Consider the following 12,156-nt stretch of genomic DNA (forward strand, 5'->3'; position numbering starts at 1 on the left):
TCCCAACATCATTTTCCGCCCGTTCCCAGCACCACCCGCAAGATCTCCGCCGCGGTCAGCGCCGCGATCACCTCGGGACGCTTGTCGCGGATATCGCTGCCCCCGATTGGCATGGTCAGCCCGTCCATCAGCCCGCTCTCGAACCCCATATCGGCAAGCCAGCTGCGGAACACCGCCTTTTTTGTCTTGGACCCGATCATCCCCACATAGGCCGCGTCCCCTCGCATCAGCGCCTCGGACGCGATGAGGAAATCGAGCCCATGGTCATGGGTCAGCACCACGAAGCTCGAGCCCGGCGGCGCCTCGCGCACCAGCGCCTCGGCCACCGGCACATGCCGCGCCTCCACCCCCTCGGGCACCCGCGCGATCTCGGCCGCCCTGTTATCGACCACGAGGACCCGCAGCGGCAATAGCGACAGCGCCCGCCCCAGCGCATTGCCCACATGCCCGGCCCCGAACACATAGACATGCGGGCGCTTCGCATGGTCGGTCTCGGCCCGCACCCGCACGTCCTGCGCCACATCGGCATTGACGGCCCGCATGCCGATGGCCACCCGCCCGCCGCAGCACTGGCCGATCTCCGGCCCCAGCGGAATATCGAGCGCCGCCGCCGCTTCGCCGGTTTCCAGCGCCTCGCGCGCCCGGGCAATGGCCAGGAATTCGAGCTGCCCGCCCCCGATCGTCCCGATCTCGGCCTCGGCCGCAACCAGCATCCACGCCCCCACCTCGCGCGGCGTCGAGCCTTTGGCCTCGGTCACCTCGACAAGGACGGAATGGGCGTGGCGGTCGAGAAAGGCACGCACCTGGTGTGGGGTCACGCTCACGAACCAGCACCCCTCTTCCCTTCTCTCCTGGTGGGAGAAGGTGGATCGGACCGCCGGGTCCGAGACGGATGAGGGGGGCGCAGCGCATCATCATCAACCGATGCGGATGGAGCCAGCTCAGCACCCCCCTCATCCGCCCCTTCGGGGCACCTTCTCCCACCAGGGGAGAAGGAAGGATTGGGCCAGCGCTGGGAAAAATCATCAGCGCTCGCCAAGGGCTCCCCTTCTCCCCCAGTGGGAGAAGGTGGATCGGACCGCCAGGTCCGAGACGGATGAGGGGGGCGCTGAGCTTCATCATCAACCGATGCGGATGGAGCCAGCTCGGCGCCGCCACGGGGGACTCCCTTCTCCCCTGGTGGGAGAAGGTGGCCGCGAAGCGGTCGGATGAGGGGGGCCCGGACTATCGGCTTCCACCGGCTTTGGAGATGGTTTCTCACCCCGCCCTCTCCCGCTTCAACCGCTCCATGACCATCAGCACCCGTTCCGGTGTCGCCGGCGCGTCCATGCGCGGGGCGATCGTGTAATCGGCCACGCTCGCCACCGCCATCGACAGCGCCTCGAACACCGACATGGCCAGCATGAAGGGCGGCTCGCCCACCGCCTTGCTGCGCCGGATGGTCGGCGCCTTGTTCACCGACCATTCCGCCAGCCTCACGTTGAAGATTTTCGGCACGTCCGAGACCACGGGAATCTTGTAGGTCGAGGGCGCATGCGTACGCAACCGCCCCTCCCGGTCCCACCACAATTCTTCCGTGGTCAGCCACCCCATGCCCTGCACGAATCCGCCCTCGATCTGCCCGATATCGATGGCCGGATTGAGCGATTTGCCCACATCGTGCAGGATGTCGACGCGCTCCACCATATATTCGCCGGTGAGGCTGTCCACCACCACCTCCGAGCACGCCGCCCCATAGGCGAAATAAAAGAACGGCTGCCCCTTGCCCGCCGCCCGGTCCCAATGGATGTCCGGGGTCTTGTAGAACCCCGCCGCCGAAAGCTGCACCCGCGCCAGATAGGCCTGGTCGATGAAGTCGGCCCAGTCGAATCGCTGATTGCCCACCATCACGCAATTGGGCTCGAACGCGATGGCGTCCTTCGGCACCCCGAAGCGCTCCATGGCGAAAAGGATCAGCCGATCCTTGATCTGTTCGGCCGCATTGGCCGCCGCCATGCCGTTGAGGTCCGAGCCCGACGAGGCCGCCGTCGCCGAGGTGTTGGGCACCTTGCCGGTGGTCGTCGCGGTGATCTTCACCTTGTCGAGGTCGATCTGGAAGCAATCGGCCAGCACCTGCGCCACCTTGACATAGAGCCCTTGCCCCATCTCCGTGCCGCCATGGTTGAGATGCACCGAGCCGTCGCGATAGACATGCACCAGCGCCCCGGCCTGGTTGAAGGCGGTCATCGTGAAGCTGATGCCGAATTTCACCGGCGTCAGCGCGATGCCGCGCTTGAGGGTCTTGGAACCCGTGTTGAACGCGACGATCTCCGCGCGCCGCCGGCGATAATCGGCGCCCGCCTCCAGCTCGTCGACCAGCCGGGCGATGATATTGTCCTTCACCGTCTGGTGATAGGGCGTCACGTTGCGGTCGCGCTCGCCATAGAAATTGGCCTTGCGGATATCGAGCGGGTCCTTGCCCAGATGATAGGCGATGTCCTCGATCCAGCGCTCGCACCCCACCATGCCCTGCGGCCCGCCAAAGCCGCGAAACGCGGTGTTGGAAACCGTATTGGTCTTCAGCGGTTCCGAAACCAGCCGCACATTGGGGTAGTAATAGGCATTGTCCGCATGAAACAGCGCCCGGTCGGTCACCGGGCCTGAGAGATCGGCGGAAAACCCGCACCGCGCCGCGAACACCGCATCCACCGCCGCGATCCGGCCCTCATCGTCGAACCCCACGTCGTAATCGACCACGAAATCGTGCCGCTTGCCGGTAGCGATCATGTCGTCGTCCCGGTCCGGACGGAGTTTCACCGCGCGACGGAAGCGCTTGGCCGCGATGGCCGCCACCACGGCAAACAGATTCCCCTGCGTTTCCTTGCCGCCGAACCCGCCGCCCATGCGCCGCACCACGACATTGACCGCGTTGGACGGCACGCCCAGCGCGTGCCCCACCATGTGCTGTACTTCGCTCGGGTGCTGGGTCGAGGAATAGACGGTCACGTCCTCGTCCTCTCCCGGCACCGCCATGGCGATCTGGCCTTCGAGATAGAAATGGTCCTGCCCGCCCATGGCCATTGAGCCGGTGATCCGGTGCCGCGCCCCGGCCAGCCCCGCCGCCACGTCGCCGCGTTCGAGCTTCATGGGGTCCGTCACCACCGCGCCGCCTGCTTGCCGCGCCGCCGCCACGTCGAGCGCGAAGGGCAAGGGATCGTAGCGCACTTCCGCCAGCTTCGCCGCCCGCCGCGCCGCGTGCCGGCTGGTCGCCACCACAGCGAACAGCGGCTGGCCGTGGAATTCGACCCGTTTTTCGACGAAGATCGGCTCGTCATGCTTGCCGGGCTGGGAGATGTCGTTATGCCCCGGCACATCCGCCGCCGTCAGAACCCCCACCACCCCCGGCGCCCTAGCGACGGCCTCGAGGTCCAGCGCCACGATCTCCCCATGCGCGACATCCGATAGGCCCAGATAGGCATGCAGCGTACCTGCCAGCTCGGGCATGTCGTCGATATACTCAGCCGTGCCCGCCACATGCTTGTGCCCGGAATCATGCTGCTGCGCCCCATGCACCCCGCCCCTGATCCCCACTCTCCCATCCAGCGCCGTCATCGCACACCTTCCTCATTCCCACGGCCAACCGCCCCGCGCTCTTTCCCTCCCCTTGAGGGGGAGGGATTAAGGGTGGGGTGGAGCCACAAACACCATCACCCGCTTTTCCACCTGCTGCCGCCTCAGCGCCCCCCTCATCCGCCCCTTCGGGGCACCTTCTCCCACCAGGGGAGAAGGAAATCGGGGGCCTCTCACCGTAACGCCCGCCTAACGAGCCCCCTTCTCCCCTGGTGGGAGAAGGGGCGGGGATGAGGGGGGCGCAGCGCCGGCCGAACTAACCCGCCCTCCGTGTTCCATCCGCCTCCTCATCCACCTTCCGCCATCTCATGCCGCACGATGCGGCTCGGTCCCTCCACGCTCTCAATATAAAACCGCTTCAACAAATTCTTCGCCGCCAGCATCCGGTACTCGGCGCTGGCCCGCCAATCGCTCAGCGGCTGGAAATCCTCCCCGAAGCGCTCCATTGCCATTTCGACGCTCTCCAGCGTCCAAGGCCGCCCCACCAGCGCCGCCTCCACCGCCCCCGCCCGCTTGGGCGTCGCCGCCATGCCGCCATAGGCGATCACCGCCTCGGCTACCGCCCCATCGGCCAACCGCACCCGGAAGGCGCCCAGCGTCGCCGTGATGTCCTCGTCCCGGCGCTTGGTCACCTTGTAGACGCCGAACAAGTCCTCTGGCCCCGGCAGCGGCACCGCAACCGATTCCACGAACTCGCCCTTCTCGCGGTCCTGCTTGCCATAGGCGATGAAGAAATCCTCCAGCCGCACCACCCGGCGCGCGCCGCCCTTGCGCAGGGTGATTTCGGCCCCCAGCGCGATCAGCGGCGGCGGGGTGTCGCCGATCGGCGAGCCATTGGCGATATTGCCGCCAATGGTCCCCATGGCCCGCACCTGCGCCCCGCCGATCCGGTTGAACAATTCGCCCATTTGCGGGATATGCGCCGCGATCGTCTCGAAGGCCCGGCGATAGCTCACCCCCGCTCCGAAGACGATCCGCCCATCCGCGACGGCGATCTCCTCCAAGAGGTGCCCGACCAGCACCACCGGCGCGATGTCGCGCATGAATTTGGTGACCCACAGCCCCACATCGGTGGCCCCGGCGACGATGGTCGCCTCCGGCATTTCTTCGAGCACCGCGGCGAGATCGTCCACATCGGCCGGGACGATGCTCAAGCCCCGCTCCCCCGCGACGACGACCCGTCGCCCGTCGCAGAGGGCGTCGAGCCGGGCGGCCATCGCCGCCCGCCCTGCATTGAGCGCATCCTCGGAGGCGCTGCCATATCGCGATGCTGCCTGCGCCGCGCGCACGATGGGCGCATAGCCGGTGCAGCGGCAGAGATTGCCCTGCAAAGCCGTTTCGATCTCGGCGACGCTCGGATCGGGCCGGGTCAGCCACAGGGCGTAAAGGCTCATCACGAAGCCCGGCGTGCAGAAGCCGCACTGGCTGCCATGGGTGTCGACCATGGCCTGCTGCACCGGATGCAGCGCCCCATCCCGCCCCTTGAGGTGCTCGATGCTCACCACATGCGCACCATCGAGCATCGACACCAGCACAATGCAGGCATTTGCCGGCGCATAACGCACATTATCATCGCTTTTTCGCCCGATGAGGACGGTACAGGCGCCGCAATCGCCCTCCGCGCACCCCTCCTTGGTACCGCGCAGGGCACGGTCGAGCCGCAGGAAGTCGAGCAGGGTCCGATCAGGCTCCAGCCGGTCCAGCTCGACCAGATTATCGTTGAGATAGAAGCGGATGGCGCGACGCGGTTCCACGCTCAGCTCCCGCGATAGGTGGAATAGCCATAGGGGGAGACGAGGAGCGGCACATGATAATGCGCCCCGGCGTCGTCTACCCGGAAATCCACCGCCACCACATCGAGGAAACTCACCCGCAAGCCGTTGATCTTGCTGTAATAATCCCCCACGTGAAAGCCGAGCCGATACGCCCCTTGCCGCAGCGCACTCCCAGCCAGCAGCGGCCCGTCGCACCGCCCGTCCGCATTGGTCACCACCGATGTTTCCAGCACCGCCTCCCCCCCTTCGACGCGGAAGAGATCGATGGTCATCCCCCGCGCCGGGTGCCCGTTCGCGGTATCCAGAACATGGGTGGTCAGCCGTCCGGTATCAGTCATCACAGGTTCCATGCGCCAATGGTTCGCCCGACTATCAACCCAAAAAATCCCCCGGGAAAGGGGCAAAACCAAAATTTTTTACCATATGGTCGAAAATTAACGGCTACACTGCGACTGACGTTTTTCACCCCGCTCACTGGAGCCTCTCATGCGTTATCCCCGCAACTTCGCCGGTTACGGCGCCCGGCCGCCCCATGCCGCCTGGCCCGGCGACGCCCATGTCGCGGTCCAGTTCGTGCTCAATTATGAGGAAGGCGGGGAGAACAACATCCTGCATGGCGACGCGGCCTCGGAGGCCTTTCTCGCCGATGTGGTGGGGACGTCCCCCTGGCCAGGGGCGCGGCACTGGAACATTGAATCCATGTATGACTACGGCGCCCGCGCCGGGTTCTGGCGCCTGCATCGCCTGTTCACCGAGCGGCAATTGCCGCTCACCGTCTATGGCGTCGCCACCGCCCTGATGCGCGCGCCCGAACAGGTAGAGGCCATGCAGAGCGCCGGCTGGGAGATCGCCAGCCATGGGCTGAAATGGGTCGAGCACAAGGACATGCCGCGCGCGGAGGAGGCCGCCCAGATCGCCGAGGCCATCCGGCTCCACGCCGTGGCCACCGGCACGCGTCCGCGCGGCTGGTACACCGGACGCTGCTCGGTCAACACGGTCGATCTCGTGTCCGAGGCCGGAGATTTCGCATATATTTCCGACACCTATGACGACGACCTGCCCTATTGGCGTGTCCACGACGCCAAGCCCCAGCTCATCATCCCCTATACGCTGACCAATAACGACATGCGCTTCGTCACCGCCTCGGGCTTTGCCAATGGCGAAGAGTTCTACCAGTCGCTGAAGGATAGTTTCGATTGCCTCTACCGCGAAGGTGAGGCCGGGGCGCCCAAGATGATGTCGGTCGGCCTGCACTGCCGCCTGGCCGGCCAACCCGCCCGCTTCGAGGGCCTCAAGCGCTTCATCGACTACATTTCGGACTTCGACAGGGTCTGGGTGGCCCGCCGCATCGACATCGCCGAGCACTGGGCCGCCCACCACCCCTATGTCGCGCCCAAATTCGTCCCCTCGCGGATGGATGCCGAAACCTTCATGGCCCATTTTGGCGGCATTTACGAGCATTCGCCCTTCATCGCCCAACGCGCCTTCGAGGCCGAATTGGGGCCGGCCAACGACACCCCGATCGGCATCCACACCGCCCTGCGCCACCAGTTCCGCCTGGCCAGCCCCGACGAACGCCTGGGCGTTCTCAACGCCCATCCCGACCTCGCCGGAAAGCTCGCCGCCGCCAGGCGCCTCACCGCCGAATCCACCGCCGAACAGGCCTCGGCCGGCCTCGACGCCCTCACCGATGACGAACGCCGGGCCTTCACCGATCTCAACACGCGCTATGTGGAACGGTTCGGCTTCCCCTTCATCATCGCCGTCCGCGACAACACCAAGGCCGCGATCCTCGACGCCTTCCGCACCCGCATCGAAAACGACCGCGATACCGAATTCGCTACGGCCTGCGCCCAGGTCGAGCGCATCGCGCAATTGCGCATCGAGGCGCTTTATGCCGGCTGACCACGCGTTTCCTCGATTGCCCTGAGCATCCCGCTCCATGCCTTGGCGGTGGGTTCGATATAGTCCGCCCATTCCACACTCATTTCATGGCTCATGGTGGCGACGCATCCTCCCGCCGTCGGAGTGATCGAGAGGGTCACGGTGGACGCATCTTCCACCTCCTCTTGGACGCTGGTGAACCAGGTAAAGACCAGAAGCCGGGGACGGTCGAGCACGCGATAATACCCCCATGCCTCGGATTCTTCCCCGCCCCGGATATCGGCGAACACGAAGCGTCCACCAACTTTCGGGTCGATCTCGATTCGCGTCACCCTGGCCGAAGCATCGCGTTCCTTGAGGTTGCGATCTCCCCAGATGCGCACTGCCTCGGGGTCGAGCCACGCATCATAGACCTGCTCCGGGGTCAGCGTCGCAAACTCATGCCGGGCCACGGCCGTAACCATGCCGGTCACCTGTAGAACCCCTCGCGCAGAGTGATGCCGTGCTCGAGATAGACCTTCATCGCTGCCAGCATGCCGGTCCAGCCCTCGCAATTGCCATAGGAGGATTTCAGCCCGGCCTCCGTCTCCTTCCACCCTTCCTCGGTGATTGAAACCAGGGTGCGCGTATTGCCGTCGAGCGGCTCGAAGGTCAGGGTGACCGTGGTCTTGTAGCCCGATGGCGTCGCCGTGTCGGCGCTCTCGCCCTCGGCCGCATCCCAGCGAAGCACGATGCGCCTGTCCTGCTCCACCTCGACCACCTCGACCGGAAATGCGCCCGGAAAATCGTGGAAGTCCCACGTCACCACCGCGCCCGTCTCCAGCCGCCCCTGCGCGCCGCCAGTGGTGAAATAGCCCGAAAGCTGTTTCGGATCGGCCACCGCCTCGAACACCTCATGCACCGGCTTGGATATCCGCCCCGACACCGTGAACTTGAAGTCCATGTCGCTCTCCTTCCGCTTGCTATGCGCTCCATTATGTTATAAAAACATAACATGTCAAGCAGCGATGATTCGGACAGGATTTTCAAGGCATTGGCCGATAGCCGCCGCCGCGCCATGCTTGATGCCCTCAAGGATGAGCCGAAAACCACCGGCCAGCTGGTGGCACTGTTCCCCGATATCGACCGATGCACGGTCATGCAGCATATGCGCGTTCTGGAACGGGCCGGGCTGATCATTGCCCGCAAGCAGGGCCGCGAGCGCTGGAACCATCTCAACGCCCTGCCCATCAAGCAGATCCACGATCGCTGGATCGGCGACTATGCCCGCAACGCGGTGAGCCTCATGGCCCGGCTTTAAAGCCCGATGCCGCCCACCGGCTCGGTCTCGAAGCGGTTGTCGAATCCGGCGATCAGCGGCCGCGCCCGGGCGATGGCATCCTGCACCGCGATCAGGTCCAGCGATGCCTTGTGGCTTTCGGACGTATCCCACACCTCGGTCACCCAGATGCCGTCCGGATGCTCGACGCATCGCGCGATGACATAGCTCAGGCACCCGGGCATTCGCTGCGTCGCGCTGTCCCTGAGGATGGTCATCAACTCCTCGCGCCGCCCTTCGGCCGCGATCATCCGTCCGATCAGTCCATACATGTCTGTCTCCTCTGGTTCGACTCGGAGTGTTTTCTGCACTCCTCGGCCGCCCTTGTCGAATCGATACGGACCGGACCGCGATGGTTGACTTCGCCCCCGCCCGGCGGCACAACCCGGCGTCGAACCGGAACCATGCCATGCCCCAGGACCAGATATCCACCCCGCTCACCAAGGATCAGGCCTATGCCCTGGTCGATGCCGTCATGGACCGCGACGACCTGGCGCTCACCGCCTCGGCCCATGAAAACGAGGAGACCGGAGAGTGGGTGTTCCAGGCCACCTGCGACAGCCCGCCCGATCTCGAGGCTTTCGCCGCCCTCGCCCGCCAAACGCTCGGCGGCGACGTCGCCTTCGACGTCAGCTCCATCGACGAGGATATCGATTGGGTGTCCCGCTCGCTGGATGGCCTCAAGCCCGTCACCGCCGGCGGCTTCTACGTCTATGGCAGCCACGAGACCGCGCCGCCCCCCGAAGGCCTCATCCCCATCCATATCGACGCCGCCCAGGCCTTTGGCACCGGACACCACGAGACGACCACCGGCTGTCTCGAAGCGATCAGCATGGTGCTCGGGCGCAAGCTCCCCATGCGCCCCATCGATGTGGGGACCGGCACCGGCATCCTGGCCATCGCCGTCGCCAAGGCGCGCAAGGTCCCCGTCATCGCCTCCGATATCGACCCCCTGGCCGTACGCATCGCGCGCGAGAACGCCCTGACCAACGGCGTGGGCCATCTGATCGTGGATGTGGACGCCGACGGGCTCGACCACATGACCATCGCGGGCAACGCCCCCTATGACCTGATCATCGCCAATATTTTGGCCGGCCCGCTGATTGCCCTCGCTCCCGATCTCGGCCGCATCGGCGAAACGGGCGCGGCGATCATCCTGTCGGGCCTGCTCGATACCCAGGCGGACAAGGTCATCGCCGCCTATGCCGCCGAAGGCATGGAATTGCGCGATCGGGTCGAGCGCAGGCAATGGACCACTTTGGTCCTGGAAAGGGCGTGAAAAAGCCCCAGGCGGCCAATAGGGCCGTGGGGCTGGTAATCAGCGAAAAAGGGGCCCGAAGGCCCCACGGCAGGTCTTACTGCTCGCTCTTCCGGGAGGCGCCGAAATCGCAGCCATAAATGCGCTCATAGCGATCGCGCTGGCGTGCGGCCTCGCGGCTGCGCCCTTCGATCATGGCGTCGAGGGCCTTGCGGAAGAAGCTCTTGTCTTCGGCCATCTTGTTTCTCCTGTCGTTCTGCCGGTCGTCCCGGCTCGGCTGGCAAGGCTATAGATAGACGCAACCTTTGGAGTTGGTTAGACCTTTGGGAGAAACCCTGCCATGCCGCCCGCGCATGGTGGGTTAAGAAAGAGAGCTCCGCACCGCCCGAAGCGCCGCAAAACCAATAAGGCCCGCCGATTCAAGGCAGCCGGAAAGTCATCATGCCCGAGACCCGTTCCATTCCCGACGCCATCTTCCAGACCTTCGACGAGAAATCCGACCCCAGCCAGGTTGCGCCGCGGCTGGCCGCCCTGCGCGCCGAGCTCGCCACCATGGGCGTCGACGGCATCCTCATCCCGCGCGCCGACGTGCACCAGGGCGAATATGTTCCCGATTGCGATGCGCGCCTCGCCTATGTCACGGGCTTTACCGGCTCGGCCGGTCTTGCCGTCGTGACGCGCGACATCGCCGCCCTGTTCGTCGACAGCCGCTATACGCTGCAGGCTCCGGCCCAGACCGATACGGCGCTGGTTTCGGTGCACGACACCACCGATACCGATCCCGGCGCGTGGCTGGCCGAACACCTGCCCCGCGGTGCAAAGCTCGGCTTCGATCCCTGGCTGCACACCCCCGGCCGCCTCGCCGCCATGCGCGAACCGCTCGAACGCGCCGGCATCGATCTGGTCCCTGTCACCAACCCGGTGGATGCCATCTGGCACGATCGCCCCGCCGCGCCCCAGGGTCCCATCGAAATCCTCGGCCCCAACCGCACCGGCAAGACCACCGAGGTCAAGCTGGAGGAATTGCGCCAGGCGATGGCGGCTCAGGAGGCCGGCGCCGTGGTCCTCACCCTCCCCGAATCCCTCTGTTGGCTGTTCAACATCCGCGGGCGGGACATCCCGCACAACCCCTTCGTGCTCGGCTTTGCCATCATACCCGCCGAAGGCATCCCCACCCTGTTCCTCGCCGACAACAAGCTCACCCCGGAGAACCGCCGAGCGCTCGCCGGTATCGCGCGGCTCGAGGACAAGGCCGGCTTCGAAGACGCGCTCCGGGCCCTTGGGACGCAGCCCGGCGCCATCTGGTTCGATCCCGACACCGCGCCCGTGCGGGTGAAATCACTGCTCAAGGAGGCCGGCGCGGAGACGGTCGAGAAGCGCGACCCCATCCTCCTGCCCAAGGCGAAAAAGAACGAGGTCGAACTGGCCGGCATGCGCGAGGCGCAAAAGCTCGACGGCATCGCCCTCGCCAAATTCCTCGCCTGGTTCGATGCCGCCGCCCCGCGCGGCGGCCTGACCGAGATCGACATCGTCAAGATGCTCGAAGCCTGCCGCCGCGACGAGCCCAGCGTGGTCGACATCAGCTTCGAAACCATTTCGGGCTCCGGGCCCAATGGCGCCATCGTCCATTATCGCGTCTCGGACAAGACCAACCGCACCCTCATCCCCGGGGATTTGATGCTGCTCGATTCCGGCGGACAATATCTTTCGGGCACCACCGACATCACCCGCACCATGGCCACCGGCCCGGTCACCGAGCAGCAGAAGGAGCATTTCACCCGCGTGCTCAAGGGGATGATCGCCATCTCCCGTGCCCGCTTCCCCAAGGGGACCACCGGCGCCCAGATCGATATCCTGGCCCGCCAGTTCCTCTGGCAGGTGGGCCTGACCTTCAACCACGGCACCGGCCATGGGGTCGGCGCCTTCCTCTCGGTGCATGAGGGCCCGACCGGCATAACCCCGCGCGCCACCGCCATTGCGCTCGAAGCCGGCATGGTGCTGTCCAACGAGCCCGGATATTACCGCGCGGGGGAATACGGCATTCGCATCGAGAACCTCATCACCCTGTGCGATAGCCCGGCCTTCCCCGGCTATCTCGAATTCGAAACCCTCACCCTCTGCCCCATCGACAAGCGCCTCGTGGCGCCCGCTCTGCTCGAAGCCGCCGAACGGGAATGGCTCGACGCCTATCACGCCCGGGTTCTGCGCGAGATCGGCCCCCATCTCGACCCCGACACCCGCGCCTGGCTCGAAAGCGCCACCACCCCGCTTTGATAAGGCCTCCGGCTCCATCCCGCATTGGGGTGGAGCCG

The 12,156-nt window shown here is 65.7% G+C and carries 12 protein-coding genes; 4 read left to right on the forward strand and 8 right to left on the reverse strand.

Translation table 11 applies throughout. From position 1 onward, the window contains the following. Nucleotides 1–8 precede the first annotated feature (8 nt). The 4 genes from xdhC to uraH all read right to left on the reverse strand — a co-directional run bounded on the left by xdhC (nucleotide 9) and on the right by uraH (nucleotide 5,722). The gene (gene xdhC, locus DVH29_RS07775; protein WP_114645610.1) at nucleotides 9–824 is read right to left on the reverse strand and encodes a xanthine dehydrogenase accessory protein XdhC; all 816 of its coding nucleotides are present in this window, start codon (nucleotides 822–824) and stop codon (nucleotides 9–11) included. Between the two features lie 433 nt (nucleotides 825–1,257). Then, nucleotides 1,258–3,591 carry a xanthine dehydrogenase molybdopterin binding subunit gene (xdhB, locus tag DVH29_RS07780; RefSeq protein ID WP_114645611.1) on the reverse strand — a complete coding sequence of 778 codons (2,334 nt, stop codon included), beginning with the start codon at nucleotides 3,589–3,591 and terminating at the stop codon, nucleotides 1,258–1,260. Nucleotides 3,592–3,896: 305 nt separating this feature from the next. After that, nucleotides 3,897–5,369: a xanthine dehydrogenase small subunit gene (gene xdhA / locus DVH29_RS07785; RefSeq protein ID WP_199562550.1), complete on the reverse strand. Its 1,473-nt coding sequence runs from the start codon at nucleotides 5,367–5,369 to the stop codon at nucleotides 3,897–3,899. Further along, nucleotides 5,366–5,722, reverse strand: a complete 357-nt coding sequence (gene uraH / locus DVH29_RS07790) for a hydroxyisourate hydrolase (RefSeq protein ID WP_114645703.1) — start codon at nucleotides 5,720–5,722, stop codon at nucleotides 5,366–5,368. Before uraH ends, xdhA begins: the two co-directional genes overlap by 4 nt. 148 nt (nucleotides 5,723–5,870) lie before the next feature. Between uraH and puuE the strand changes: the two genes are divergently transcribed. Continuing rightward, nucleotides 5,871–7,289, forward strand: a complete 1,419-nt coding sequence (gene puuE, locus DVH29_RS07795; RefSeq protein WP_114645613.1) for an allantoinase PuuE — start codon at nucleotides 5,871–5,873, stop codon at nucleotides 7,287–7,289. Here puuE and DVH29_RS07800 read toward each other — a convergent pair. Both DVH29_RS07800 and DVH29_RS07805 read right to left on the reverse strand, forming a co-directional pair. Further along, a complete protein-coding gene (locus DVH29_RS07800) occupies nucleotides 7,277–7,732 on the reverse strand; it encodes an SRPBCC family protein (protein ID WP_199562547.1) in 456 nt (151 codons plus the stop codon). The two genes, puuE and DVH29_RS07800, sit on opposite strands and share 13 nt — an antisense overlap. Before the next feature lie 5 nt (nucleotides 7,733–7,737). Further along, nucleotides 7,738–8,211, reverse strand: coding sequence for an SRPBCC family protein (locus DVH29_RS07805; RefSeq protein WP_114645615.1), 474 nt, complete (start codon nucleotides 8,209–8,211; stop codon nucleotides 7,738–7,740). 51 nt (nucleotides 8,212–8,262) lie between these two features. On the opposite strand from DVH29_RS07805, the gene DVH29_RS07810 reads away from it, so the two are divergent. After that, on the forward strand, nucleotides 8,263–8,568 hold the full coding sequence (locus DVH29_RS07810) for an ArsR/SmtB family transcription factor (RefSeq protein WP_114645616.1): 306 nt from the start codon (nucleotides 8,263–8,265) through the stop codon (nucleotides 8,566–8,568). On the opposite strand, the gene DVH29_RS07815 is transcribed toward DVH29_RS07810, so the two are convergent. Further along, the gene (locus tag DVH29_RS07815; RefSeq protein ID WP_114645617.1) at nucleotides 8,565–8,858 is read right to left on the reverse strand and encodes a putative quinol monooxygenase; all 294 of its coding nucleotides are present in this window, start codon (nucleotides 8,856–8,858) and stop codon (nucleotides 8,565–8,567) included. The two genes, DVH29_RS07810 and DVH29_RS07815, sit on opposite strands and share 4 nt — an antisense overlap. An 80-nt stretch (nucleotides 8,859–8,938) precedes the next feature. On the opposite strand from DVH29_RS07815, the gene DVH29_RS07820 reads away from it, so the two are divergent. After that, entirely contained in the window at nucleotides 8,939–9,865 is a 927-nt protein-coding gene (locus DVH29_RS07820) for a 50S ribosomal protein L11 methyltransferase (protein WP_114645618.1), read from the forward strand. A gap of 76 nt (nucleotides 9,866–9,941) precedes the next feature. Here DVH29_RS07820 and DVH29_RS16380 read toward each other — a convergent pair whose 3' ends face one another. Then, nucleotides 9,942–10,082 (reverse strand): hypothetical protein, encoded by a 141-nt coding sequence (locus tag DVH29_RS16380; protein ID WP_158541604.1) that lies wholly within the window; start codon nucleotides 10,080–10,082, stop codon nucleotides 9,942–9,944. Between the two features lie 203 nt (nucleotides 10,083–10,285). Here DVH29_RS16380 and DVH29_RS07825 point away from each other — a divergent pair, with 203 nt between their 5' ends. Further along, nucleotides 10,286–12,118, forward strand: a complete 1,833-nt coding sequence (locus tag DVH29_RS07825; protein ID WP_114645619.1) for an aminopeptidase P family protein — start codon at nucleotides 10,286–10,288, stop codon at nucleotides 12,116–12,118. The last annotated feature ends 38 nt before the right edge of the window (nucleotides 12,119–12,156 follow it).

Source organism: Pelagibacterium lacus, assembly GCF_003345525.1.
Lineage (GTDB): Bacteria > Pseudomonadota > Alphaproteobacteria > Rhizobiales > Devosiaceae > Pelagibacterium > Pelagibacterium lacus.